The sequence below is a fragment of the Micrococcaceae bacterium Sec5.1 genome (genome assembly GCA_039636795.1).
GTDB lineage: Bacteria > Actinomycetota > Actinomycetes > Actinomycetales > Micrococcaceae > Arthrobacter.
Genome location: CP143430.1, coordinates 4,483,760 through 4,509,240, shown reverse-complemented (window position 1 = coordinate 4,509,240; position 25,481 = coordinate 4,483,760). Strand labels below are relative to the sequence as shown.

At 61.5% G+C, this 25,481-nt stretch carries 26 protein-coding genes; 19 read left to right on the top strand and 7 right to left on the bottom strand.

The genetic code is table 11. The annotated features are described in order from the left end of the window. Positions 1 to 27: 27 nt before the first annotated feature. Positions 28 to 1,314, top strand: coding sequence for an MFS transporter (locus VUN82_20560; GenBank protein ID XAS71452.1), 1,287 nt, complete (start codon positions 28 to 30; stop codon positions 1,312 to 1,314). Positions 1,315 to 1,429: 115 nt separating this feature from the next. On the opposite strand, the gene VUN82_20555 is transcribed toward VUN82_20560, so the two are convergent. Beyond that, positions 1,430 to 3,142 (bottom strand): DUF222 domain-containing protein, encoded by a 1,713-nt coding sequence (locus VUN82_20555; protein ID XAS71451.1) that lies wholly within the window; start codon positions 3,140 to 3,142, stop codon positions 1,430 to 1,432. A 100-nt stretch (positions 3,143 to 3,242) separates the two neighbouring features. Beyond that, on the bottom strand, positions 3,243 to 5,273 hold the full coding sequence (locus VUN82_20550) for a DUF6807 family protein (GenBank protein XAS71450.1): 2,031 nt from the start codon (positions 5,271 to 5,273) through the stop codon (positions 3,243 to 3,245). A gap of 354 nt (positions 5,274 to 5,627) precedes the next feature. Here VUN82_20550 and VUN82_20545 point away from each other — a divergent pair, with 354 nt between their 5' ends. The 11 genes from VUN82_20545 (at position 5,628) to VUN82_20495 (ending at position 14,423) form a co-directional block, all read left to right on the top strand. Beyond that, entirely contained in the window at positions 5,628 to 6,341 is a 714-nt protein-coding gene (locus VUN82_20545) for a DUF624 domain-containing protein (protein ID XAS71449.1), read from the top strand. Continuing rightward, positions 6,334 to 6,576 (top strand): hypothetical protein, encoded by a 243-nt coding sequence (locus VUN82_20540; GenBank protein ID XAS71448.1) that lies wholly within the window; start codon positions 6,334 to 6,336, stop codon positions 6,574 to 6,576. The genes VUN82_20545 and VUN82_20540 overlap by 8 nt, the downstream gene beginning before the upstream one ends. A 4-nt stretch (positions 6,577 to 6,580) precedes the next feature. Then, positions 6,581 to 8,110, top strand: a complete 1,530-nt coding sequence (locus VUN82_20535; protein ID XAS71447.1) for an extracellular solute-binding protein — start codon at positions 6,581 to 6,583, stop codon at positions 8,108 to 8,110. Beyond that, entirely contained in the window at positions 8,089 to 9,081 is a 993-nt protein-coding gene (locus VUN82_20530) for an ABC transporter permease subunit (GenBank protein XAS71446.1), read from the top strand. The genes VUN82_20535 and VUN82_20530 overlap by 22 nt, the downstream gene beginning before the upstream one ends. Further along, positions 9,081 to 9,953, top strand: a complete 873-nt coding sequence (locus VUN82_20525) for a carbohydrate ABC transporter permease (GenBank protein XAS71445.1) — start codon at positions 9,081 to 9,083, stop codon at positions 9,951 to 9,953. Before VUN82_20530 ends, VUN82_20525 begins: the two co-directional genes overlap by 1 nt. Before the next feature lie 25 nt (positions 9,954 to 9,978). Continuing rightward, positions 9,979 to 10,650 carry a rhamnogalacturonan acetylesterase gene (locus VUN82_20520; protein ID XAS71444.1) on the top strand — a complete coding sequence of 224 codons (672 nt, stop codon included), beginning with the start codon at positions 9,979 to 9,981 and terminating at the stop codon, positions 10,648 to 10,650. Further along, complete coding sequence (locus VUN82_20515; protein ID XAS71443.1) at positions 10,650 to 11,354, top strand: DUF1961 family protein; 705 nt, start codon at positions 10,650 to 10,652, stop codon at positions 11,352 to 11,354. Before VUN82_20520 ends, VUN82_20515 begins: the two co-directional genes overlap by 1 nt. Positions 11,355 to 11,404: 50 nt before the next feature. Next, positions 11,405 to 12,412: an acetylxylan esterase gene (locus tag VUN82_20510; protein XAS71442.1), complete on the top strand. Its 1,008-nt coding sequence runs from the start codon at positions 11,405 to 11,407 to the stop codon at positions 12,410 to 12,412. A 219-nt stretch (positions 12,413 to 12,631) separates the two neighbouring features. Then, positions 12,632 to 13,789: a 3-deoxy-7-phosphoheptulonate synthase gene (locus VUN82_20505; GenBank protein XAS71441.1), complete on the top strand. Its 1,158-nt coding sequence runs from the start codon at positions 12,632 to 12,634 to the stop codon at positions 13,787 to 13,789. A 151-nt stretch (positions 13,790 to 13,940) separates the two neighbouring features. Then, positions 13,941 to 14,153 (top strand): helix-turn-helix domain-containing protein, encoded by a 213-nt coding sequence (locus VUN82_20500; GenBank protein ID XAS71440.1) that lies wholly within the window; start codon positions 13,941 to 13,943, stop codon positions 14,151 to 14,153. A gap of 171 nt (positions 14,154 to 14,324) precedes the next feature. Further along, a complete protein-coding gene (locus VUN82_20495; protein XAS71439.1) occupies positions 14,325 to 14,423 on the top strand; it encodes an AURKAIP1/COX24 domain-containing protein in 99 nt (32 codons plus the stop codon). Positions 14,424 to 14,611: 188 nt separating this feature from the next. On the opposite strand, the gene VUN82_20490 is transcribed toward VUN82_20495, so the two are convergent. After that, the gene (locus VUN82_20490) at positions 14,612 to 15,193 is read right to left on the bottom strand and encodes a DUF559 domain-containing protein (protein ID XAS71438.1); all 582 of its coding nucleotides are present in this window, start codon (positions 15,191 to 15,193) and stop codon (positions 14,612 to 14,614) included. 503 nt (positions 15,194 to 15,696) lie between these two features. Beyond that, a complete protein-coding gene (locus VUN82_20485) occupies positions 15,697 to 16,512 on the bottom strand; it encodes an HAD-IB family hydrolase (GenBank protein XAS71437.1) in 816 nt (271 codons plus the stop codon). A gap of 229 nt (positions 16,513 to 16,741) precedes the next feature. Here VUN82_20485 and VUN82_20480 point away from each other — a divergent pair, with 229 nt between their 5' ends. Beyond that, on the top strand, positions 16,742 to 16,996 hold the full coding sequence (locus VUN82_20480) for a glutaredoxin family protein (GenBank protein XAS71436.1): 255 nt from the start codon (positions 16,742 to 16,744) through the stop codon (positions 16,994 to 16,996). 84 nt (positions 16,997 to 17,080) lie between these two features. After that, positions 17,081 to 17,788: a redox-sensing transcriptional repressor Rex gene (locus VUN82_20475; GenBank protein XAS71435.1), complete on the top strand. Its 708-nt coding sequence runs from the start codon at positions 17,081 to 17,083 to the stop codon at positions 17,786 to 17,788. Positions 17,789 to 17,828: 40 nt separating this feature from the next. On the opposite strand, the gene VUN82_20470 is transcribed toward VUN82_20475, so the two are convergent. From VUN82_20470 to VUN82_20460, 3 genes are all read right to left on the bottom strand, one after another. After that, a complete protein-coding gene (locus tag VUN82_20470; GenBank protein XAS71434.1) occupies positions 17,829 to 18,719 on the bottom strand; it encodes a hypothetical protein in 891 nt (296 codons plus the stop codon). A gap of 263 nt (positions 18,720 to 18,982) precedes the next feature. Next, complete coding sequence (locus VUN82_20465; GenBank protein ID XAS71433.1) at positions 18,983 to 19,693, bottom strand: hypothetical protein; 711 nt, start codon at positions 19,691 to 19,693, stop codon at positions 18,983 to 18,985. Positions 19,694 to 19,883: 190 nt separating this feature from the next. After that, the gene (locus VUN82_20460) at positions 19,884 to 20,435 is read right to left on the bottom strand and encodes a YceI family protein (GenBank protein XAS74752.1); all 552 of its coding nucleotides are present in this window, start codon (positions 20,433 to 20,435) and stop codon (positions 19,884 to 19,886) included. Between the two features lie 215 nt (positions 20,436 to 20,650). Here VUN82_20460 and VUN82_20455 point away from each other — a divergent pair, with 215 nt between their 5' ends. Genes VUN82_20455 through ccsB form a run of 5 tightly spaced genes read left to right on the top strand, consistent with a single transcriptional unit; the run spans position 20,651 to position 25,472 of the window. Further along, entirely contained in the window at positions 20,651 to 21,316 is a 666-nt protein-coding gene (locus VUN82_20455; protein ID XAS71432.1) for a histidine phosphatase family protein, read from the top strand. A 4-nt stretch (positions 21,317 to 21,320) separates the two neighbouring features. Next, positions 21,321 to 21,926, top strand: coding sequence for a TlpA disulfide reductase family protein (locus tag VUN82_20450; protein ID XAS71431.1), 606 nt, complete (start codon positions 21,321 to 21,323; stop codon positions 21,924 to 21,926). 5 nt (positions 21,927 to 21,931) lie between these two features. After that, positions 21,932 to 22,687 (top strand): cytochrome c biogenesis CcdA family protein, encoded by a 756-nt coding sequence (locus VUN82_20445; protein XAS71430.1) that lies wholly within the window; start codon positions 21,932 to 21,934, stop codon positions 22,685 to 22,687. Next, positions 22,687 to 24,405 (top strand): cytochrome c biogenesis protein ResB, encoded by a 1,719-nt coding sequence (locus tag VUN82_20440; GenBank protein ID XAS71429.1) that lies wholly within the window; start codon positions 22,687 to 22,689, stop codon positions 24,403 to 24,405. Before VUN82_20445 ends, VUN82_20440 begins: the two co-directional genes overlap by 1 nt. Then, positions 24,405 to 25,472 (top strand): c-type cytochrome biogenesis protein CcsB, encoded by a 1,068-nt coding sequence (gene ccsB / locus VUN82_20435; protein XAS71428.1) that lies wholly within the window; start codon positions 24,405 to 24,407, stop codon positions 25,470 to 25,472. The genes VUN82_20440 and ccsB overlap by 1 nt, the downstream gene beginning before the upstream one ends. The last annotated feature ends 9 nt before the right edge of the window (positions 25,473 to 25,481 follow it).

The following is a 25,481-nucleotide window of genomic DNA, read 5'->3' as shown; positions in this document are numbered from 1 at the left end:
TACCCGCTGAATCGAGCCGATCACGCCGTGTCACCGCGCCCCCAATCCGGGTCTTCCACCAAAGCAGCCATTAGTCGCTCCACAGAGACTTGGTATTACCCGCTCCGGCACCATAATTACCGGATCTTCGTAACGCTTTCGCTCGTCGGCAGCGGCGGAGTGTGGATGCAACGACTCGCCCAGGACTGGCTTGTCCTGCAGCTCACCGGAAGCCCGGCCGCTGTGGGGTTGGCTGTTGCACTTCAATTCCTGCCGATGCTGGTGGTTGGTCCTATCAGCGGTGTGCTGGTGGATCTCTTTCCGAAGCGCCGAATCCTCATGGTGTGCCAGTCCGTTGCTGCACTACTGGCGGCTGGACTGGCCGTTTGGAATGCCATGGGCGGCACGGACGTGTGGGTTGTCTATGGCTCCTGCATTGCTTTGGGAATTACCAGCTCCATTGATGGGCCCGCCCGGCAAGTCTTCGTCAATGAGGTAGTAGGCGATGCCGGACTACCCGCCGCTATCGGCCTCAACAGTGCGACAGGCCAACTAGGTGCCATGCTTGGTCCCGCCCTGGCCGGAGTCGTCATTGCCCAAGCTGGCCCGGCCGCCGCGTTTGCGACGAACGCGGGGATCGGGGTGACCGTATTGGTGATGATCGCTATTATTCGGCCAGCTGAGCTTCATCACGCCCACGACCCTGATTGCCCGCCGCGGGATAGGCGTGGACAAATCCTGGCAGGCTTCAAGCATGTGAGTGCCAGGCCCCAGCTTTTGCTCATCATGCTGTTGGCGGGCCTGCTGGGAGCGTTCGGCATGAACGGTCCCGTGGTCCTTGCCGCATTCGCTGACCGCGTGTGGCACAGCGGTCCTGCCGGATTTGGGCTCTTCAATATGGTCAGCGCCTTGGGAGCTTTGGCTGGCGCTCTCCTGGCTGCCCGGATCAAGCACTTGGGTCGCAAGGGGATCGTGGGTAGCGCAGCACTCTTCGGGCTCACGCAGCTCCTTGCCGCGCTAATGCCCACGCAGGAATTGTTCGTGGTCATGCTCGTGGTGGTTGGCTTCATGACTCTCATGTTCCTCACCAGCGCGGCCACCAGCGTCCAACTCGAAGCCGGCGCAAGCGTGCGTGGCAGGGTCTTGGCTCTCTACTTTCCACTTCTGTTGGGTGGGCATGCCTTGGGAGGCCTGCTCGCGGGATGGCTCACGGAAGATTTCGGGGTACGGGCGGCACTGCTGGTCACCGGTGCGCTGGGTATGGCTTCGGCGGCCGTGATTGGCTTCAGTCTTTGGTTGCTGGGCCGAAAGCGGAGTTTTGACCGAGCCAGTTAAGGTGCTGGGCTCGTTAAGGTGCTGGCTCGGCAACGGACTGGGCGGGGAACCTAGCGCGCCGAAACCTAGCGCGCGCCCGGAACCTACAGCACTGTAAACCTCCTGCGCGGAGAACTTATTGAGTGGAGATGCGTCGAGCCACGTGGACGTGCTTGTGGTGCTTGTAGCGGGTTTTTGCGTTGGCCCAGTTATCCCCTTGGAGCTGATCCCTTGACGCAGTTGAATTGGCGCGCTGCAGTAAGAAGCTCTCCCAAAGTGAGGTCGATGCTGGGAACCACGTTCCGGAAGGTGCCGGTGAAGATGGTGGCGGTGAAGTTGCTGGCGCGTCAGGCGTCGCCGGGGCGCCCGGATGCCCTGGCAGGGGTGGGGCCTTGGATTGGTATGTATGTCCGGTGGGTGTGTTGACTTCGAGTTCATGTCTGCCGCCGGGGATTGTTTTTGCGTTCCAGCCGGGGTTTTCTTTGGTGTGGTTGCATGCTTCGCAGAGTCCCGCGCCGTTGGACAGGCTCGTGGCGCCGCCGTAGTGCCAGGGAACCACGTGGTCTATGTGGCGGATGGGCGCGTCGCAGTAGGGCGTGCGGCAGGTGTCGTCGCGGGTTTCGATGAAGCGCCGCATCCCGGGTGGGAAGAGTCGGGCTTTGGAATCCATGGCCAGCAGTTCACCACTGGAAGGTGCTGTGTAGAGCCGGCGAAGCAAGACCCTAAGGCCCTCGCGGTCCGTGCGTTTCCTACCCGAGTTGGCCTGCCCGGAATTCGCTTGGTTGTCGGTCCCGGCCTTTCCCACAACCCCGGCCTTGCCGCTGGTTCCGCTCTGACCATTGATTCGCGACTCCCCGTCCGTCTGGACGGCCCCGGGTGCCCCGTTCGTCTGGTTGCTGCCTCCGGCGATGAGGGTTCTGGCCCATTCGGCGGGGACGATTCCGTAGCCCTGGAGCCGTGCTGGTTCGCTGTCGCCTTGGAAGAGGGTGCGGTCGGTCATGACGAGCTGCACATCAACACCGCTGATCCCGCCGGGGGTGCCGGTGAGGCGTTCGGTCAGGGTGTCGGCCATCACCTGGCCCCGGTTCCGGGTGTCCCCGCCCGAGCGGGCCGAGTCCGCGTGCCGGGTGAGCGCGGCATACGCGGCGACCCCTTGGGCGACCGGGAGCAATGCGGTGAGGATGGTCATGGTGTCCGGGGCCGGGCGGAGGCTAACGTGCCGTTCGGACGCGGCGTGGGCTGCGCGTTGGGTCACGGAGCGCGGGTCCCGCCGGTAAGCGGCGGCTTTCGCGGCGGCGATGATGGTTTTGTCTCCAGCGCCGTCGAAGGTTCCGGTGTCGGGGGCGAGATCCTCATCAACGGCTGCCCGGTCTTCGACGGACAGGCACGCGGTTTCCTTCACCAGCAGAGTGGCCCGCCATTCGTTCAGGTGTCCGGTTTCCAGGGCGGCCATGGTGCGCGGCATTTCCGAGACCAGTGCCTTGGCCAGTCCGAGAAGCCGGGACCCTTTGTTCGGTGATTCCCGGCGCGCGAGGGCGATCTGCGCACCCACATTCTGACCCTGCTCCGCGGAGGGGACACCGGCGGTGGCTTGTTCGCGGCGCTGGGCGAGGTCAAACGCCACCGACGCCCGCGCCTGCAAAGCCGCGATCGCGGACTTCACGTCCTCCAAACCACGAATCTGATCAATCAAAGCAGCACTGCCTGCACGGATGCGGAAGGAGCCCAACCTGGCGAGGAACTCCCCAACGTCAGAGCCCTCGGACCCAGAGCCGCTGGAAATGGCAGTCGCAGGCAAGGGCACACCCGAAACCACCGTGCGTGCTTGCCTTGCCCGAATCCGATCCATACCAACACTCTTCCGGAGGGGTACGACAATATAAGGCCTCGGACAATGCCTTCCGAAAAAATCGGCTATGCGAGTTTGCTAAGCGACTCCACGAACCCGCTCAACGTCCGGCAACCAACTCCTCGATAGCCTCCACGCTCAGGTTTCCATCGCTGATCCAGACCGTGTTTGTGCGGGTGAGTGACGTGCCTGCAGCGAGCTCAACCGCAGTGTCCCAAGCCAAGGCAGAACCCACGGCAGGGTACTCACTGCAGCGAACAAACCACGGGTCCGCCGATTCGGCAGGTGCGGCAAACACCAAAGTGGCCGGGCCGCCGTCGAACCCTCCGGTCCACGCAAGCCACGGCGCAACCGAGCCGTGCACAGCAGCCTCTCCCTCAGCAACGGCGGAGAAGACGCGCGGGGAATCGTTGCCGGGGAGGCGCCAGAAGAAGCCGCCGTAGCCACTACCGGCCGCGCCGTGGGATCCGGGACTGCCCAGTGAGACATCCACGACGGCGGTAAGTTCCGATTGGATATCGAGTCGCCAGGTGCCGGGGTCCAGATGCGTTCGCCGGTAGCTCCGTTGCTCTTCGAGCAGGAGTCCGCCGTCGGACGCGAGCCAGTGGAGGTCCAGCGTGGTCTTCTCCTCTTCGTGACGCAGGCCGTGAACGTCGATCCGGCCGTGGTCTCTGAGATCTTCATATCTGCCAGCCGGACGCCGATAGCTGCGGCCGCCCCAGAAGTTGCTGCCGTTGACATCCTGGAGGGCGAACCCGGCACCGAGATGCCAAACGTGGTCCACAGGCAGATGTTCCGTCACCACAATCCCTGACGGCGTCGTAACCGGGTGGAGATAAGGCCGCGGTGAGAGCTCCGGCTCCAAGGCGTCGCCGATCCGGAAGACTGCAGTGGGAGACCCACCATGATTGACGAAAAGGGGCTCAGCGGCGGCAGTATTCTTCCGCGCCCAAGGAAGCCCGAGCTCGGAGAAAGTTGCATGTGAGCGGATTGCCCGCTCCAGGATTTCTTCTATCCCATGAATCACGGCATGCGCCTGTTCGCCTTCACCTACCCATTCGACGTACTGCTGCGGAATGAGTGCGGGCGCTTCGGCGGTGCGGATGGCTTCCAGCACACGCATGAACGCACCGCTTTCATCCAAAGGACTCAGCAGGGCTGCGCCCTGGGACAAATGGTGGAGCAGGTTTTCAGTGAGATCGTCTCGTCCAAACGTGTGCGTTGTTTCGCCCGCTTCGGTGCGGACGGTGACGTGGTCTTCGGTGTAGTGGAACACGGCCGTTCCTTCATTGCCGTGCAGCGTGACGTAGGGTTCCACTGATTCCGTTGCACACAGCGTCAGGGCGCAGGTGATGGGCAGCCCGTCCACTGTCCGCATCCGAATCACGGAGGTATCGTCCGCCTCGATGTCGTTGGCTCGGTAGAGATCCGTCTCCACGGTGGCCAGGTCTTTTGCGCTACGGGCTCCGGCGATCCGGAGGGCTGTGGCGATTGCATGAGCCAGGGGATTGGTGGCCACGCCGTCTACTACATCGACTCCGTCGATGCTTCGCCTTCCAGCCCAGCGTGAGCGTTTGTAATAAGCGCGGTCACGGACCCAGCGCCCCGTGGCCGTGATGCCCTTGAGCGTCCCAATGCGGGGGAGCTCTGCCGAAGCTTCCCCGTTAGCCAGTTTTTCAAGCGCGGCGAGTGCATGGGAGCCCAGGCTTTGGAAGCCGATTTGTACGCTGCGGCCAGCTGTCGCCGCGGCCTCTTGCAGCCGGATGAAGTCGCTCATGGAGGCGACGGGAGGCTTTTCGAGATACAGATGGGCCGAAGAAGCCAGCACAGAAAGAGCCAACGGGGCGTGTGTCTGGATCGGGGTCGCCACGATGATCACGTCCGGCCGATGGCCCCCGGCAAGCAGCTCATCCAGATCGGAGTGGACCGCCGTTGAAGGCGGTAACGTCCCTGGGGCCGGGGGATTCGGGTCTGCGACCGCAACGAGATCCACCACGCCCTCCAACCTGAGCCTTTCCAGGTTCTGAAGATGATGGGCGCCGAATCCATGAACGCCTACCAGAGCGATCCTTGCCGGTGCAGTCCTGAGGGCGTTGGGACTTTCGGCGGACCCGGCGGAAGCGATTTCCATGATTCTCCTCTGCTGGCTGGCAACTGCTGGCCACTACCTGAAGGCGTAGTCGATAAGGCGTTTCTGAAATGGCCTGCGCTTCAGGCTATATCTCGCAAGGCACCACCGGCAAGCGCTTTCCAATTGCTGGCTCTGCAAGTGTAGCGCGATCGCCCTTCACGAATGTAACGATTCAAGTTAAGTCTTGACTGAAGGCGTGTGGTCAGTCTAGATTTCGGTGAAACCGTTTACTTGTGCGTGGCGCACTTGGTGGAGTCCACTCTGGCTCGCATTGGTGACCGCAGCTAGAGACCAGGACAATCGTCGGCGCCAGACAAATCGGCGAATTCTGCAACGATGGAGAAAGGGAGTTCCATGACTGCTGGGGGATTTGGCTTTCGGGCCTACACGTTCTTCGACACACTCCTATGGATCGCCTGCCTGAATATGCTGTGGATTGTCTTCACAGTGCTGGGTGGCGTGGTGCTGGGAGCCGGGCCCAGTACCGCTGCGGCCCACATCCTGATCCGTGAAAAGGTACAGGGAAATGCCGTGCCTTTGATGCGTCGCTATGCCAAGGAGTACTTCAAGAACTTTGGGAAGGGCAATGCCCTCGGCGTTCCCGTCTTGGTAGTTGCCGCGTCCCTTGCCCTGAACTGGGGCTACTTTTCTGCCGGCTGGGATCTGGGTTCGCAAGTCGCGTCGGCCGCGATCCTCTTGGCTGTCCTCTTTGCCGCCGGAACGTTGTGCTACCTCTTTCCCATGTTTGCCAGGTACGAGCTCACGATTCCGCAGTACTTTCTGATGTCTTCCCGGTTTGCCATGCGCCACCTCGCGGGGACCGTCATCCTCCTGTTTGTGACGGCCGCCGCCGTATTCGCCTGCCGCTCGCTTCCGGGACTGGTGCCCTTCTTTGGCGTTGGCAGCTGGCTCTATCTCACCGGCTGGTTGTGCGACAGGTTCTTTACTGCCAATGACGACGCCATGTTTGCCAAGGAAGCGGGCCATGCGGCAGCAGTTGCAGCTTCAAGTCGCGCAACCACCACCTCGACCACCCCTTCCACTGCCAAGGAGACCAGCCTTGCCTGAGATCGACCGCCAAGGCCTGCCCACGGGCGGCCGCCACATCCTCCATCGATCCCTTGACATCCAAGGGCATGCCGAACTTGTCCAAGGGCGCCCCGAACCAGGCGCAGATTCCCTTGGTGTGAGCACTAATGAAACGTATCAAGACGAGAACGGGCAGCACCTGTGGAGCCTGAAGCGCTTCCCTGGCGTATCTCCGGAATCGTCGATCGACAACAACCCCGAAGAAGTGGAGTAGGAAAATGTTCCGTAGAAAACCAACGCTTGCGGCCGCCGTCGTCGTCTCTGCCGCCTTGGCCCTGACCGCCTGCGGTGGCGAAGCGCCGGCGTCGGACCTCTCAACCGTCAAGATCATGGCACCCTTCCTGGAGGCGCAGCCGCCCTCGCCCGATGGCGCTGTGCAGAAGAAGCTTGAGGAGCTGACGGGCAAGGACATCAACATCTCGTGGGCGCCCAATGCCTCCTACGAGGACAAGATGAATATCACCTTGGCCTCCTCCGACATCCCGCACGTTCTGGTGGTCCAGGGCAAGTCGCCGGGCTTCGTCAAGAACGCCGAAGCCGGGGCGTTCTGGGACCTCACCGATAAACTCAAGGACTACCCGAACCTGAAGACCACATTCCCCGAAGTCCAGCAGAACGCCAGCGTCAATGGCAAGGTTTACGGCGTTTTCCGGGCCCGTAACCCGATCCGTGCCGCCGTGATGTTCCGCCAGGATTGGCTGGACAAGTTGGGCCTGAAGGCGCCGCAGACCACAGAAGACCTGTACAAAGTGGCCAAGGCTTTCACGGAACAGGATCCGGATGGCAACGGCCAGAACGATACTTATGGCATCACCATTCCCAAATGGGGCGCCTTGGGCACCAACAGCCCCTACGACATGATCGAGACCTGGTTCGGCGCTGGAAACCGCTGGACCGAGCGGGACGGCAAGCTGGTGCCGAGCTTCGAAACCGAGGAATTCCTGGAGGCCGATCGCTTCATCAAGAAGATGGTGGACGAGAAACTCATCAACCCCGACTTCGCCACTTTCGATCCCACTAAGTGGAACGAGCCCTTCTTCAACGGCAAGGGCGGCATTATTGTCGACGTCGACTCCCGGGTCAGCGTGCTGATCAACCTTTTCAAGCAGGCCAACCCGAGCGACTTCCAGAACAAGGTGGGCTTCGTAGGCAGCCTGAAGGGCCCGGACGGTGAACTGCACGCCCACCCGACGGACGGCTACTCGGGCTTCCTCGCCATCCCCAAATCCAGCGTCAAAACCGAAGCCGACCTGAAGAACGTCCTGTCATTCCTGGACAAACTCAACAGCAAGGAAGTTGCCGTCCTGATGAACAACGGCATCGAGGGCGTCAACTTCACGGTTGAGGAAGGCCTGGCGGCTACCATCAAGCCGGAAACGCCGGAGGGCAAGGTGGTCAACACCGACATCAAGAGCTACGCGCAACTCGGAACCAACGTCACGGGGAACAACTTCTACCCAGTGAAGCAGGCGTCCGAGTACGAGCAGAAGGTCTTTGACGACCGCGTCGCAGTGATGGCAAACGACCTCAAGAGTGCCGTGTACAACCCGGCCGCGGCCTTCGTTTCCCCCACGTATGTCGCCAAGGGTGCACAACTGGACAACATCGTGGCCGACGCCCGCATTAAGTACCTGGCTGGGCAGCTGGACGAGCAGGGCTTAAAGGATGCCATCAAGCTGTGGAACACCAGCGGCGGTGACAAGGTCAAAGAAGAAATAAACAAGCTGTGGCAGGACACCAAGAAGTGACCGCCCCGGTCGTCGAAGCCAAAGCCCTCGAGCGGGCGGCCAGCAAGCCGCCCGCCCCGGCGCGGCGACGCAGCTTTGCAGTCCACTTCGCGCACTACAAATGGTTGTATCTGCTGCTCCTGCCCGGCGTCGTGTACTTCGCAGTGTTCCGGTACGGTCCCATGTACGGTGTTTCCATCGCCTTCAAGGACTACGTTCCGTTCCTGGGCGTCAACGGCAGTCCTTGGGTTGGTCTGACGAACTTCACCGACTTCTTTGCCAACCCCGACTTTCCGAGGTTGCTGGGCAACACACTGATCCTGGCCTTCCTGAACCTGGGGATCGCCTTTCCGCTGACCATCGTCCTGGCATTGCTGCTCAACGAGGTCCGGCTTTCGGTACTGAAGCGGACGGTCCAGACACTCGTCTACATCCCGCACTTCCTGTCATGGACTATCGTGGCGTCCCTGAGCTTCCTGCTCTTCGCCCTGGACATCGGACCGTTGTTCCAGTTCGTCAACGGATTGTTCGGCACCAACGTGGATATCCTGTCCGATCCCAACTGGTTCCGGCCGCTGATTGTGCTTCAGGAGATCTGGAAGAACACGGGCTGGGGGACCATCATCTTCCTGGCGGCACTGGCTACTGTGGACCAGGACCAGTACGAGGCTGCGATTATCGACGGCGCCGGCAGGTTCAGGCGCGTCTGGCACATCACCTTGCCCGGCATCCGGTCCACCATCATCGTGATGCTCATCCTGGCCATCGGGCAGATGCTCAACACCGGCTTTGAGCAGATCTACCTCATGACCAACGCACTCAACCGCAGCGTGGCCGACGTCTTCGATACCTACGTGTACTTCGTAGGCATCACACAAGGCGCCTACAGCTACAGCACCGCCGTCGGGCTTTTCAAGTCTTTGGTGGGCATCGTACTGATCTTCGGCACCAACTGGCTGTCCAAGCGGTTCAACCAGAGCGGACTTTTCTAATGAAGATTCACAACACGCGGGGCGGGCGGATTTTCGATGCCGCCAACTATGTCTTCCTGACGCTGATCGGCATCATCACCCTGTTGCCTTTCGTCTACGTCCTGGCAGGATCCTTCGCCAACGAAGCGGAAATTACCCGGCGGGCGTTCTTCGTCTGGCCCGAGCAGTTCACGCTGGGGGCGTATGAGTACATCTTCTCCACGCCGTCCTTTACCCGAGCCCTGATCACCACCGTGCTGGTCACGCTGGTCGGGACCTTGGTGCAGTTGGTCCTCACCGTCACCATGGCCTACCCGTTGGCGAAGCGTGGACTCCGTGGCCGGAAACTGATCCTGTCCCTGGTGGTTTTTGCCATGGTCTTCTCAGGCGGCATGATTCCAACGTTCCTGCTGGTGAAGGACCTGGGCCTACTAAACAGCTACTGGGCGCTGATCCTGCCTGCGGCCATCAACCCGTTCAGTCTGATCATCATCAAGAACTTCTTCCAGGAACTCCCTGCCGAGCTCGAGGAATCGGCCAAGATGGACGGCGCTACGGAAATCGGAATCCTCTGGCGGATCCTGCTGCCGCTGTCCAAACCGGTGCTGGCCACGTTTGCGCTGTTTTATGCGGTAGGTATTTGGAACGACTTCATGTCGCCCTTGCTCTACCTGAGCGATAACAACATGTGGACCCTGCAGATGTACCTGCGCCAGGTCACGGCGGCCTCGGATCTCCTTGGTACCGGCAACGTGGATCCGTCGTACATCCCGCCCGAGCAAGGCATCAAGTTCGCCGTAATCGTGGTGGCAACCCTGCCCATCCTCATCTTCTATCCCTTCCTGCAGAAGCACTTTGCCAAGGGAATGTTGATCGGTTCGGTTAAGGGTTAAAGGCTTCGGCTGACGAAAGGAAATCATGAAAATCCTCCTCGCGGGCGACTCCACCGTGGCTGCCTGCCCCAGTTACGAATACCCGATGAGCGGTTGGGGAGCCCACCTCGCGCCCGAAACCTATTGGTGGGCTGCGGTCCACAACTATGCCAAGGGCGGTGCCACCACGGAGTCGTTCCGCGATGAAGGCCTCTGGTATCAGCTGCTGGGCCAGACCGTGAAGGGCGATCTCGTGCTGATCCAGTTCGGGCACAACGACCAAAAGCGGGCTCATCTCGCTGCGCGGACGGGTTTCACGGACAATCTGAGGCGAATGGTGGCCGACGTCCGTTCCAAGGGCGGCATTCCCCTTCTGTGCACGCCGGTGGAGCGCCGGCATTTCACGGACGGACGCCTCGACGTCACCCTAGGCGAATATCCTCTGGTGGTTCGCGAGTTGGCGGTTGAGCTTGGCTTTGATCTCATCGACCTCAATGAATGGACCCGCGCGCTGTACCAGGAGCTGGGGGAGGAGGGGTCTACGGAGTTGTTCTTCCACTTCGCTCCCGGAGAGCATGCGCACTGGGCCGGGGGACTCGAGGACAATACTCACTTCCACGAGAAAGGGGCCAAGCGGATTGCCGGTTTCGTCGCGGAGCAGCTTGAGTCCCTCGGCTACGGACTGGTGGCCACCCTCAACCTGGGGGCGAAGGCCTGATGTATTCCAACCCTTTACGAGGTCCCTCGGATATCGCTGGTTGGATCGCGGAAGGGCCGGTTCAGTTGGAAATTTACGACGACGGCGGGCCGGCCTTGGTCCCGGAGGGAACCGGCAGTTCGGGGCCGGCTCCCGCAGAAAGCACAGCCCTGCTCCTTTCCGGTTCCCTCGATCCCGAGGAACACGGAGATCACGCCCACTGGACTCTCTGGTGCCCCGAGGAACTCCCGGACCACGTCAGGATCAGGTGGGAGTTCCTTCCGCTTGAGGAGCCAGGCCTGGCCATGGTCTTCTTCTCTGCGCGGGGGCACGGGGGCGAGGATCTGTTCTCTCCCGACTTGGCTCAGCGCACGGGCTTCTACCCGCAGTACCACTCAGGGGATATGGACGCGCTCCACATCTCCTACTTCCGCCACAAATACGCCGCCGAGCGGGCCTTCCGGACGTGCAACCTGCGCAAAAGTGCCGGCTTCGAACTTGTAGCGCAGGGAGCAGACCCGCTTCCTCCAGCCGAAGATGCGGATGGGTTTTATCGGATGGAAGTCATCAAAGATGGTCCTCGCGTGGCCTTTTCGATCAATGGCTTGCCCTTGTTTGACTGGGTGGACAGCAGTCAGGAACCCCTGGGCGGCGGCTACTTCGGAATCCGCCAGATGGCCCCTTTGCGGGCGGCCTACCGAAACCTCTCCATCACACCTCTTTAGCTTCCCGTCCCCGTGACGGGCGACACACTCCCATGACGTAGGATGTCCTCATGCCTCTTTTCGACCTTCCCCTCGAGCAGCTCCGCAACTACACCTCCAGCGCAGTTCCGCCTGCTGATTTTGAGGCCTTTTGGGAGCGCACCATCGCCGAGGCCCGGACCTTGCCGCTGAATGCTGTGTTCGAGCCCGTTGACAACTACCTCAGCGTCATCGACACCTTCGATGTCACGTACTCCGGCTTCGGTGGGGACCGCATCAAGGGCTGGCTCCACGTTCCTTCGCATCTTGAACCAGGGCAGCAGCTTCCCGTCGTCGTGGAGTACATCGGCTACTCCGGTGGACGCGGACTGGTCAACCAAAACACACGGTGGGCGCAGGCTGGATACGCCCACTTCATCATGGACACCCGCGGTCAGGGCTACGGGGGCGTATCCGGTGACACGCCGGATCCGCATCCATCAGCCGGCGGCATCAACTATGCAGGCCTGATGACCCGGGGAGCTGACCATCAGGACGATTACTACTTCCGCCGGGTCTACGTGGACGCCTTCCGTGCGGTAGAAGCGGCGCAGAGCCATCCCGCCGTCGACCCTTCCAAAGTGGTGCTGGCCGGTATCAGCCAAGGTGGTGGCATCACGGTGGCGGCCGCCGGGCTGGTCGCTGGACGGCTCGACGGCGTGATCGCCGCGCTGCCCGACGTCCCGTTCCTGCAGGACTTTCCCCGTGCGATCGACATCGCGCCACGCGGGCCATACCCCGAAATTGCCGGCTTCCTGGGGCGGCACCGCGACAAGTACGAGCCCATGCTTGCCGTGCTGAACTACTTCGACGGAGTCCATCTGGGCCGGGCAGCCACGGTGCCGGCTCTCTTCTCAACGGCGCAAATGGACGATATTTGTCCGCCGTCAACCGTGTTTGCGAGCTTCAATAACTATGGCGTCTCCGGGGGAGTGCCCGTCAAGGACATCGAGGTATACCGCTTCAACAACCACGAGGGCGGCCAGGAGCACCAGTGGATCAAGCAGCTCCAGTTCCTTCGCAAACTTTTGTCATCATGACGGACCCAATTTGCCCGGTTTGACGAACCGCGGCTATGGTGTGGCTATGACTAACCGTTGGTATGCGTATTTTTCGTTGGCTCTGGAGGGGCCCGCGTCTAACTGACACGCATCCAACTTTCCTTCAGAGCCAGCAGGGCAGAGATTATTCTCTGCCCTTCGCCATATCCGGCGGGTTCTGAAAAGGGGCCCGCTCCGCATCCGGAACAGGACCCACAAATGACCAGCATCGCTGCAGAATCCACCGAGACACTCGACAACGAGGCACTCCGCGTTGCCGGGAAAGCTTCCCAGCCCGCCACCTCCAACTTGCGCGTAGCCCGCTTCGAACCGCTTCCGGCCCCTCAGGACCTCATCGCCGAGTTGCCGCTGGACGCCCACTCAGCTGCCGTCGTCGACCGTGGCCGAGATGAAGTGCGGGCCATCATGGACGGCGTGGACGACCGCCTGCTGGTAATCGTCGGGCCTTGCTCCATCCACGATCCCAAAGCCGGACTGGAATACGCACGTCGGCTGGTCAGCCAGGCGGAGAAACACAAGGAAGACCTGCTGATCGTCATGCGGACCTACTTCGAGAAGCCCCGCACCACGGTCGGCTGGAAGGGCCTCATCAACGATCCCCACCTGGACGGCAGCCACGATATTGCCGCCGGCCTGCGGGCAGCCCGCGGCTTCCTCAAGCGGGTCACCGCGCTGGGACTGCCCACCGCCACTGAGTTCCTGGAACCCATCAGCCCGCAGTACATGGCCGACCTCGTCTCCTGGGGTGCGATCGGTGCCCGTACCACTGAAAGCCAGATCCACCGTCAGCTCGCCTCCGGGCTGTCCATGCCCATTGGCTTCAAGAACGGAACCGACGGCGACCTCCAGGTGGCCATCGATGCCTGCGGCGCGTCGGCCGCTGAACAAGCCTTCCTCGGAATCGACGACGACGGCCGCGCGGCCCTCGTGGCGACGTCCGGCAACCCGGACACCCACGTGATCCTGCGCGGCGGACGCAAGGGTCCAAACTACTCGTCGGAAGACGTTGCCGCTGCCTCCTCCAAGCTCGCCGCCAAGGGACTGAACCCGCGCTTGATTGTGGACGCGAGTCACGCCAACAGTGGAAAGAGCCACCACCGCCAGGCTGAAGTTGCCCTGGAAATCGGTGCGCAGCTTGAGGCGGGGGAGACTTCGCCGATTGCTGGCGTCATGCTGGAGAGCTTCCTCGTGGGAGGGGCGCAGAACCTGGATGTGACCAAGCAACTCGCGGGGGAGCAGGAGCTCGTTTACGGCCAGAGCGTTACGGATGCCTGCATGGAATGGGATGTCACCGCTTCGGTGCTGGAACAGCTTGCTTCGTCTGCGCGGAAGCGCCGGCTGGTCGCGGGGGAGTAGCCAGGGAGTAGAGTCCCACTTACCGGAAATGCTTTCACATTGGTCACTTCAGCCTCTAGAGTATCTAGCACATGGTTGTTTGATGGCTCAGCATCGGCACACCGTTCTACTGGGGGTGTCCTGTCCAGCTGAGAGCAAAGGAATATGGGAAATGTCCGCGGAGACTAACTTCTCGAATGCGCGTTTCATGACTGTGGCTGAAGTAGCCGACGTCCTGCGTGTTTCCAAAATGACTGTGTATCGCCTGGTCCACTCAGGGGAAATGCCTGCCGTCAGGTTTGGCCGTTCCTTCCGGGTGCCTGAAGAAGCCGTGGCCCAGTACCTCAAGGGTGCTGTGGTCGACGGACAATCGGAGACCGCCTGAGGGCGCCGTGGTCCGTCCCGCGGACCGTGGTCACGGGGTGCCCCTTTGAAGCGGTACTCTGTTAAGGAACGTTTTACGTCAATGTAAGAATCTGTCAGTTGTACTGTCTGCTGCTAGTCCGCGGATCCGTTCCAACAGACAGGACCTTCATCTAGTTTGTAAGGAACTTTCGTGGGTTCAGTTATTAAGAAGCGCCGCAAGCGTATGGCCAAGAAGAAGCACCGCAAGCTGCTTCGCAAGACTCGCCACCAGCGCCGCAATAAGAAGTAGAGATACTTCACCAAGCGTGAATGCCCGTTGCCTTCCAAGGCGGCGGGCATTTTTGCTCTCTCACGTCGTGGCGCTTCTGGCGGGATGTTCTCTCACGTCGTGGCGCTTCTGGCGGGATGTTCTCTCACGTCGGGACACTTTTGGCCCGATGTTCTCTCACGTCGTGGCGCTTGTGCCCGGACGTTCTCTCACGTCGCGTTCTTGGCAAACCCGGATGCAACGGATGGATCCATCCATGCAGTCCGTAGCGCCCGCTTGATCTGCAGAACGGCGTTGCCAAAGTTGTCCGCCAGGTCCTCTTTTCCGAAAACGAGGACAGTCCACCCCGCTGCTCTAAATGCCTTATCCCTGCGCCGATCGCTATGGATCTGTTCCTCCTCAAGGTGATGGCCGCCGTCGTACTGGATCGCGAGGCGACGGCTCTTGAAACCCAAGTCTGCTGACGGCGAGAACGGGTCGTCCGCGCGGAGCATCACCTGGAGCTGAGGCTCGGGCAAGTTGGCATCGAGCATGGCTAAACGAAGCAAAGTCTCTGGAGCTGAGTCGGCCCCGACGCGCATGAGGTCCAGGGCTTCCCGTGCCCGGACTACGCCCTGACGGTTCTTGTGCCGTTCGACCATGCTCCGAAGCCCTTCGGCAGTGGCGAACGGTGTATCGCGCCCCTCAAGATTCAGCCGTGGAATGCGAATCAACTGATCTGCCACGCATACGAGGTCATGAAGGGGGAGACGACGCGCCAAGTCCAGCCATGTTCTAGCTCGAGTGCTCATCCAAATCCCTTGGACTTGCTCAATTTCTCCCTCGAAGAGCGTTTCAGTGTGCCCTATGATGCCTTTGCGCCGGACCGACGGCAGACGTCGCGGTTTGCTCAAATGCAATTCATTTGAATCCGATAGCCACGCCGGCAAGACAAAACCATGGAGCCTGGCTGCCGTTGTATGGGAGATCCAAGCGCCAGGGCTGGCTGACGAGAGGGAACGGGCAGCTGACGAGAGGTCGAAATCCCAATCCGTCGGCCGATACAAGCCCCGGCTCACAGGAACGATGCTACTGCTGCGCCAAATGTCTGAAAGATCGATGCCCGCTGCCTTGGCGTCGTTCAGGCTGAACGGTCCCAAGAGCGGGCTGGATTGGTTGAGTAACGAATTCTGCATACCCGCATTGTTCCTTGGAAGCCGCTAAGCGTGCAGAAGTTATCCACAGGTAGGCCAGCAGTACCAGAGGATGTGGGAGAGGAACGCTGGAAACGCGTGGGGATGTGAGAGAGGAACGGCTAGCGGGGCCCGCGGAACTTTGAGAATCCACGCCACAGCCCGTAGATGGCACCGCCCACGGTGGCCGCCTTCAGCCCCAGGGTTGCTGCACGGCGACCGGATCGGAAATCGTAGACCGGCCAGTTGTTGTCGCGGGCATGCCGGCGCAGCTTCGAATCGGGGTTGATCACCACGGGGTGGCCCACCATAGTGAGCAGGGGGATGTCATTGGCGGAGTCGCTGTAAGCCCAGCAGTGGTCTAAGTCCAAGCCTTCTTGGTCAGCTATGAGCTGGACCGCGATGGCTTTGGCCGGGCCGTGCAGAATGTCACCGACAAGCTTGCCGGTATACATTCCGTCATGGACTTCGCCGACGGTTCCCAGCGCGCCCGTCAGGCCCAACCTTGTGGAGATCACGGTGGCAACCTCAATGGGGGTCGCCGTCACCAGCCATACCCTCCGGCCTACACGGAGGTGTTGCTCGGCGAGCGCTTTGGTTCCAGGCCAGATCCGGGACTCGATCATTTCGTCATAAACTTCTTCGCCCAGGGCTTTGATGTCCTCCACAGTGATCCCGGCGGCCAACGTCAGGGCCGAGTCGCGCACGGCATGGACGTCGTCCATGTTCTCGCCGCGCATTACAAACTTGAACTGCTTCCACGCGAAGCCAGCCGCCTGGGACAGCGTGAAGGCCTTGCGTTCGTACATCTTGCGGGCCACATGGAAGAGGCTGGCGCCCTTCATCAAAGTGTTGTCGACGTCGAAGAAAGCGGCTTCGCCGGTGTGCTGCGGAACCTTGGCGTCGGCGACCACAGCGGCGTTCTTCTCGTCGGGCATGCCTTGAGTCTAGTCAATCGCCAGGCCCCGGCGCTGAGGGCGCACGGTGGGGCTGCCCCGTGGGGATGTGCAAGAGCATCGGTGGAAACCGGTCAGGATGTGAGAGAACGTCGGGGGAAAGCGGTCGGGATGTGAGAGAGCATCGGTGGGAAAGCGGTCAGGATGTGAGAGAGCGTGGGGGGAAAGGGCGGGGGATGTGAGAGAGGGTTGGGGCGGTTACCGTTGTGTCATGGCTATTCCCGACGTCGTTCTCCTCACCAAAGCTGACTGCCACCTGTGCACGGAGGCGCGTGCCGCCGTCGAGCGCGTTACCTCGGCACTGGGCGTCCAGTGGACCGAGCAGACGATCGACGGAAGCGCCGAACTGCAGGAGCGCTACGCGGAGGAAATACCCGTAGTGCTGGTGGATGGGGTCCAGCGCGATTTTTGGACGATCGACGAGCAGCGCCTGACCCGTACTTTGAAAAGAGTCCTTGAAGGCTGAGGACCAGAGGACGCTGTTACCCGGAAGTACCGGCCTTTTGTTGAGTCCGGCCAAGGGCCATAGAGTGGAACAACAAGCGACGCAATGGAGAAAACCGTGACTGCGCTGGAACCGTCCCCCGGGGCAACAAGCGGGGACAACGAACATGCCGCCAAGCAGATCCCGCCCGCGGCTGTGGCCCGGATGACTCTCTATTTGCGCGCGCTCAACTCGCTTCTGGCAGAAGGCGTGGAACGTGTGTCATCGGACGCGTTGGCCGAGGCTTCAGGCGTCAGCTCCTCCACGCTGCGCAAGGACCTCTCCTACGTCGGCTCTTACGGAACCCGCGGCGTGGGCTATGAAGTCCAGTACCTCAGCCGCCACATTGCCGCAGCCCTTGGCCTGACGCACGACTGGAAGGTCGCAATTGTCGGTGCCGGTAACCTCGGCAAGGCGTTGGCACGGTACGGCGGCTTCGAGTCACGGGGCTTCGACGTCGTGGCGATCTTCGACGCCGACCCCATGGTGATCGGCAATGAGGTCGGTTGGTTGCGGGTCAGCGACTCGGCAGAGCTTGAACGCGTTCTGGAGCGCACCCACACCAACATGGTGGTGCTGGCTTTGCCCGCCACCGTTGCACAGGAAGTTTGCGATCGCGTCATCGCTGCCGGAATCCGGAGCATCCTGAGCTTTGCTCCGGTTCTCCTCCAGGTTCCACCCCACGTGAACCTCCGCAAGGTGGACATGGCCACCGAGCTGCAGATCCTGGCCTACCACGCACAACGGGCGCAGACACCGGGTCAGGCCGTCTAGCCTTACCGGATCCGCGGCCGTTGACGTTACTACAGAAAGCTCAGCGGCCGTAAGGGTTCTGGTAAGGGTTGCCGAACGGCTGCGGCTTACGGAAGTACGGAGCCGACGCCGGCAGGTACAGCAGGACTATTGCGGCAACTCCCAGGAGGATCACCAAGAGCTGCAGGATGCCGTACGTGGCGCCGAACTGGAACAGACCGGCAAGGCCTAGGACCGAGATCGCCGCGAAGACAGTGCCCAGGATCCTGGCCCAGTTCTTGCCCTTGCGGACCGGGAACGCAACCAGCGCATACAGTCCCAGGGACACGATTGCCCCAATGATTGCTGCAACGACAATTCCGCCACGCATGCCTTCCAGGGAGCCTTCCGGGAATTCAGTGCCCTGCTGTGCGGCCTGCTTGATCATCGAGTTGATGAAGGCATCTGAGCCGGTGGTGGCCAGGATCAGCGAGCTGATGGCGGACAGGATGCCCGCTGCGATGATCATCCAGAAGGAGATGTTGACCAACTGCGGAACCGTGGTGGGTCCTGGCTGCTGGCTGGGCCAGTTGGTGTCCTGGCCATATTGCGGAGCCTGCTGACCGTAGGGAGACGCCTGCTGACCGTACTGAGGCGACTGTTGGCCAAACTGCGGAGCCTGCTGACCGTACTGCGGGGTTTGCTGGCCGTACTGGGGAGCCGGGGGCTGACCATATTGGGGACTCTGCTGGCCGAACTGCGGCGTCTGCTGACCGTACTGTGGAGCGCCCGTCTGCTGACCATATTGGGGAGTCTGCTGACCATACTGAGGTGACTGCTGGCCAAACTGTGGCGTGGATGGCTGGCCCGGCTGCTCAGGCTTGTTGGCGTCGCCCTTGTTGGCATCACCGGTGTTGGTGTCGCCCTTGTTGGCGTCCCCCGGGTTGGACGGTGGGTATGGAGGGTTGCTCATGGCATTCCTTTGCTTGTTCGACTGCTGGCACGGCTGCCGGGATCAGCAAAAAGACCCTGCCCCCAGCCTGGTTCTGCTTCCACCGTACCTCCGGGGTGCGGTGCTGCGGATGATCACACGCAGGAATTTCCTGCTTCCGATGAAATCATCACGATGGCGTACGCCTTCATGATGAAGGCCGTGGTGGTCCAATGGACCACCACGGCCTTGCGGGCCTGTCAGGGCGTCTTGGATGAGAGCCCGACGGCGGTACTTCAGCCGGGCTAGACGGCACCCTTTACTGCCTTGAACCACAGCTGTGAGTTCGGCAACCACATCAGGACAACGGCCACTGCGCTGACCAGGAAGCCAAACCAGTTGCCACCCAGGCCTGCACCGGGCCCGCCGGCGTTGATGGAGCCAAAAATAGCGAGCAACAGCGACACCGCGGCAAGGACGGTCAAGGCAAGGCGAGCCCATTCCTTGCCTTCCTTCATCTTCATGGCGAGGACAATCTGCGCGGCTGCAACAGCAAGGCTGATGATCAGGAGAACCAGAAGGAGTGCGGCGACTCCTGGCATGAAAGCGAACGCGGCGATGATGGCGAAAAGCCCAATGAGGCCAAAGAGGAGCCCCAGGAGTCCCGAAATGACCCAAATGAAGTAGGACACTTTGAGCTCGGTGGGCAGGCCCATGGTCTTGAACAGGCCCGAGAAACCGCCCTGCGGAAGGACGTCATTGAAGTTGCGGGGTCCGTCGGTGGGCATTTCGAAGTGGAAACCACCTGGCTGCCCTGGCTGCGCCGGCTGGCCCGGCTGGCCTGGTTGCACCGGCTGCCCCTGTTGCGAATACTGGCCAGGTTGCGACGGCGGCTGGTAGCCCTGGGGTGGTTGGTAGCCCTGCGGCGGTTGGTAACCCGCAGGAGGAACGTTGCCGGGCTGCGGAGGCTGGGCGCCGGGCTGCTGAGGCTCTGGTGCTTCATCTGGGTTACTCATGGCATCACTTTAGACCGCGGGTTGAAGGATGCATAGGAAATTCCGGGCTACTTCGCAGCTAACTACAGGCTGTTTGCCGAATAATCGCTGGGTGACTTCTGAGTACGCGAAACGGCGCCCCCACAGCGGAACTGTGTCGGGGCGCCGTTTACTCGGGACTGCGGTGCAAACTGCAGTGCAAGCTGTGGATTTAGGCAGCCGCAGGTGCGATGAACGCGAGTTCCAGGTTAATGACAACCTTGTCGCTCACCAGGACACCGCCGGCCTCAAGAACCGCGTTCCACGTCAGACCGAAGTCCTTACGGCTGATGGTGGTTTCGCCGGAGACGCCTGCACGGGTGTTGCCGAAGGGATCCACTGCGACACCGTTGAATTCGGTTTCGATGGAAACTTCCTTGGTCACGCCCTTGATGGTGAGATCGCCCACAAGATCGAAGCCGTCGCCGTTTGCCTTGACGTGGCGGGAGACGAAGGTGATCTCCGGGTACTTCTCCACATCGAAGAAGTCTTCGCCCTTGACGTGGCCGTCGCGGTTGACGTCGCCGGAGTCAAAGCTGGCGGTGCGGATGGTTGCGGTGACCTTCGAGTCGGTCAGCGTCTCGCCCACTTCGAGGGTGGCGTCGGCGTCCTTGAAGGCGCCGCGGACCTTGCTGATGCCTGCGTGGCGGACGGTGAAGCCGATTTCGCTGTGGGAAGCGTCGAGGCTCCAGATGCCGGTGGTGACGTTGGCGGGAAGGGTCATCATGATGTTGCTCCTGTATGTAGTGGAAGGTACCGCTTGCTTGCCCGGTCGGTGGTTTGATGCATTTACTTGAAACGTCAACCGAGCTTCGTGTCTAGTATAAACATGCATATGCATCTTTTATTCCAACTCCACGGAACATTTTGAGAAAACTTTGAGTTCTACTAGCGGTAGAAGATTTCGGATCGCCCCGCTTCTTTGAGAAACTGGTAAACATGCCCCAAGCAACTGTCCATCTGCTTCGCCATGGCGAGGTCCACAATCCCGATGGCGTCCTCTATGGCCGGCTGCCTGAATTCCACCTCTCCGAGCGGGGCCGGGAGATGGCCCGCATGCTGGCCGAGCACTTTGCCGTCCGCGCAAGCGAGGGTGCCAGGATTGTCCACTTGGTCGCCTCGCCGCTGACGCGCGCCCAGGAAACGGCCATGCCCACTGCCGAGGCGCTCCATCTCGACATCCATACGGACCCGAGGATCATCGAAGCGGAGAACCACTTTGAGGGACTCCACCCCACTCGCAGCGAATTCTTGAAGCCCAAGCACTGGTTCTATTTCCGGAACCCCCTGCGCCCGTCCTGGGGCGAGCCCTATAAAGAGCAAGCCGCGCGGGTCCTGGCCGCCGTTGAAGACGCGCGGGTCAAGGCAATCGAACTGGGTGGCGACGGCGCTGAAGCCATCCTCGTCAGCCATCAGCTTCCCATCTGGTCCACCCGCCTGTCCGCCGAGAGACGCCGGCTGGCGCACGACCCGCGTAAGCGCGAGTGCACCCTGACCTCCCTGACGTCCCTGGTCCTGGACGACAACGGCAAGATTGTGCGGGTCGAATACAGCGAGCCTGCTGCGGTGCTCCTTCCCGGTGCAGCCAGCACTCCGGGGGCATAGGCACATGGATAACAACCTTTCGCGCCGTGGCGTGCTCACCGCCGGTGGTGTCCTGTTGGCAGGACTTACCATGGGCTTGTCAGCCTGCGCCCAGAAGGATTCCCTCGCAGAGCAAGCCCGAAAAGGCGACAACAAGAACTATGTGGCCGGGGACGGTTCCGTCACTGAGTTCGCCAAAGCGGACCGCGCTGCGCCCGTGGCGCTCAAGGGCACACTCTTCAGCGGAACAACGGTCAAGCCCGAAGACCTTAAGGGCAAAGTCACGGTCTTGAACTTCTGGTTCGCGGCCTGTGCCCCCTGCCGCGTCGAAGCTCCCCAACTTGAAGCCCTGCACCAGGACTTCAAGGACCAAGGCGTTCAATTCTTCGGCGTTAACCTGCGCGATGAGAAAGCCACGGCGGAGGCCTTCGACAAGACCTTCAACCTCACCTACCCGAGCTTCAACGACAAAGACGGGGCCGTGCTCCTGTCCGTGTCTGGAATCGTGCCTCCGGGTGCGGTGCCCACCACGTTGGTCCTGGACAAGGACGGCAAGGTTGCCTCCCGCGTCCTCGGCGAAATTGAGAAGAGCACTTTGAAGGCCCTCATTACGTCCGCAGTGGCTGAGTAGTACCCATGAACAGTCCTTTCGCCGAGACGATCCTGAATGGATCATTGCTGCTTGCTGTGCCGGTTGCGCTGCTGGCCGGACTCGTCTCGTTCCTTTCGCCGTGCGTGCTGCCGCTCGTACCCGGTTACCTTGGCTACGTCACGGGACTGACCGGCGTCGACCTCCAAAAGCAGCGGCGGGGCCGCATGCTCGCCGGTATTGGACTGTTTGTCCTGGGCTTCTCGGTGATTTTTGTCCTCCTGGGCGGTGCGTTTGGCCAGCTCGGGACCCTCCTGACGGGCCCACAGAATGCCTGGATCACCCAACTGCTGGGCATTCTGGTCATCCTCATGGGCATCGTCTTTATGGGTGGCTTTGGTTGGCTGCAGCGCGACGCCAAAATCCATGCCAAGCCTCCGGCGGGCCTGTGGGGCGCACCGCTCCTGGGGCTGACGTTCGGCCTGGGTTGGGCCCCATGTATCGGACCCACATACTCCGCGGTACAGTTGCTGAGCTTGTCCGGCGGATCGTCGGCGGCAAAGGGCGCGCTTTTGGCCTTCGTTTACAGCCTTGGCCTGGGTATCCCATTCCTCTTGATCGCCCTTGCCGTCCGGCGGGGCATGGGCGTCATGTCCTTCTTCCGCACCCACCGCCTGGCGATCCAGCGGTTTGGCGGAGGCATCCTGATTTTGCTCGGCATCCTGATGGCCACCGGTGTGTGGGGAACCTGGGTGACCGAGTTGCAGTACTGGTTCCAAACCGATGTGAAGTTGCCAATCTGATGAGCGAGTCCGTGAAAGCCAAGAAGAAGTCACCAGCCGCTGAAAGCACGGCCTCGAATACAGCTGCAGGAAAACTCCAGCAGGCCAAGTCCGAGGCCGCGCTGCCCTCCCTTGGCATCCTTGGCATGCTTCGGTGGGCTTGGACCCAGTTGACGAGCATGCGGACGGCGTTGTTCCTGCTGCTTCTCTTGGCCGTGGGCGCGGTGCCCGGGTCCCTCTTCCCGCAACGCGCCGCCAATCCGGCAGTTGTCACCCAGTACATTAAGGACAACCCGTCCTACGGACAGTTCCTCGACGCGCTTCAGCTCTACGACGTCTACTCGTCCGCCTGGTTCTCGGCCATTTACATCCTGCTGTTTATCTCCCTGATCGGCTGCGTCACCCCGCGTGCCATCGTCCACTACAAGGCGCTGAAATCGCAGCCGCCGCGCACTCCCAAGCGCCTTTCGCGCCTGCCCGAGTACAGCACGCTGGCTCTGCCGGCCGACGCCGGGATCCCGGCGTCGAAGGCTATCAACGATGCCGCTGGACTGCTCAAGAAGCGCGGCTATCGCGTGGAGGTCAGGGACGCCGACGGCGACCTCCCGTCCTTGGGTGCCGAGCGCGGCTTCCTGAAGGAAGCCGGCAACCTGGTCTTCCACACTTCGCTGATCGGCGTGCTGGTTTCCGTGGCCATCGGCGGCCTGTTCGGGTACAGCGGCCAGCGGATCCTTGTGGAAGGTGAGACGTTCGTCAACACTCTGGTGGGCTACGACCAATTCACCCCGGGCACCAACTTCCAAAGCAGCTGGCTCCAGCCTTACTCCATTCAGTTGGACAAGTTTGAAGCCACCTTCGATCGCGAGTCGCCCAAAAAGATCGGCCAGCCCATCGACTACACGGCCGAGGTCACAACCAAGGAAAATCCGGATTCGCCGGCGAAGAAGGAAACCCTCAAGGTCAACGATCCCATTTCACTGGGCGGCACCAGCCTCTACCTCACCGGAAACGGCTACGCACCCGTGGTGACTGTCCGCGACGGCGATGGCAACATTGCTTTCCAAGGGCCGGTCACGGCCAAGGTCCAGGGCGATAACTACTACTCGTCCGTGGTCATCAAAGTGCCGGACGGCAAGCCGGACCAGTTGGCGTTCCAAGGCTTCTTCCTGCCCACGGCCTTCAAATCCGAGAACGGCATCTCCTTCAGCGCAAGTCCCGAACTCTTCAACCCCCAGTTGAGCCTGGATTCCTACTACGGCGACCTCGGCCTGGACAAAGGCGTTCCCCAGAACGTGTTCGAGCTGGACGTCAGGAACCTCCAACAGCTCAATGGCCGAAAGCTTGAAGCCGGCGGAATCACACTGGCCCCAGGAATGACCAAAACGTTGCCGGACGGCAAAGGCAGCATCACCTTCGACGGCGTCAAGAAGTACATTGGCATGGATGTCCACCACAACCCTGGCCAGCTGTACGCTTTGATCTTCGGCCTCCTGGCCGTAGCCGGCCTGGTGACTTCGCTTTACGTCAACCGCCGCCGCGTATGGGTCCGCACCGGAACCCACTCGGACGGCCGCACCATGGTGGAATACGGCCTGCTGGCCCGAGGCGAAGACCACCGACTCGCGGGCGAAGCAGCAGCCCTCCGTGAACTTTTTGCCCGGGAATGGCAGATCCCCGCTGACTCCGATACGCCGGCACAAACCCCCACAGTCTCTTCCCCAACCTCGAAGGACCAGTAATGCCCGTCATCAACGAAACCCTGGGCCAGTACAGCGAGCTGTTCATGCTGTTGGCCGCCGGCACGTACACCGTGGCGTTCATCGCGTTTGCCTGGGACCTGGCCAAGAGCAGCAAGGCGCTGCGTGCCATCGACGCGAAGGCTGCTGCCAGCGCTCCTGCAGTGAAGGTTGCCGTGGCGGCTGGTCGCGCCAACGGAAGCTTGGGAGGGCCCGACGCCGGTGGGCCGGCTGGCCGGGCCGAGCGTCCGACGTCGGGCCTCACCGTTGAGGGTGGCACCGCGGCAGGCGACATGAAGTACTCCGCCGAACGCCGTGTGCCTGCGCGGGTGGCTGTGGCACTCACAGTACTGGGCGTGCTCATTCATGGTGCGGGCGTTGTGACCCGTGCACTGGGCGCAGGCCGCGTGCCGTGGGGAAACATGTACGAGTTCCTCACCACGGGTGCTTTCGTAGCCGTGGCGGTCTTCCTTATCGTGCTCATCCGCCGTGATCTGCGGTTCCTGGGTACGTTCGTCATCGGGCTGGCAATCATCATGCTGGTGGCCGCCTCTGTATCGTTCTGGACGCCGGTGGGCCACTTGGTCCCGGCCCTGCAGAGTTACTGGCTGATCATCCACGTTTCCATCGCGGTGCTCTCTTCGGCCCTGTTTACCTTGACGTTCGCCATGTCCGCGCTGCAGTTGGTCCAGTCGTACCGGCAGAAGAACCTGGCCGCCGGCCGCGCTGACAATCTCGGCTTCATGCGGGTGGTTCCGAACGCGCTGAGCCTGGAAAACCTGTCCTACCGCATCAACGCTATCGCTTTCATCGGCTGGACGTTCACGCTCATGTTCGGTGCCATCTGGGCAGAGAAGGCCTGGGGCAGGTTCTGGGGCTGGGACCCCAAGGAAGTGTGGACGTTCGTTATTTGGGTGGTCTACGCCGGCTACCTTCACGCCCGGGCTACCCGTGGTTGGACGGGAACCCGCGCAGCGTGGTTGTCGATCGTTGGCTACGCATGCGTGATCATCAACTTCACACTCGTGAACACGGTTTTCAACGGCCTGCACTCATACTCCGGGCTCTGAGCAGACCGC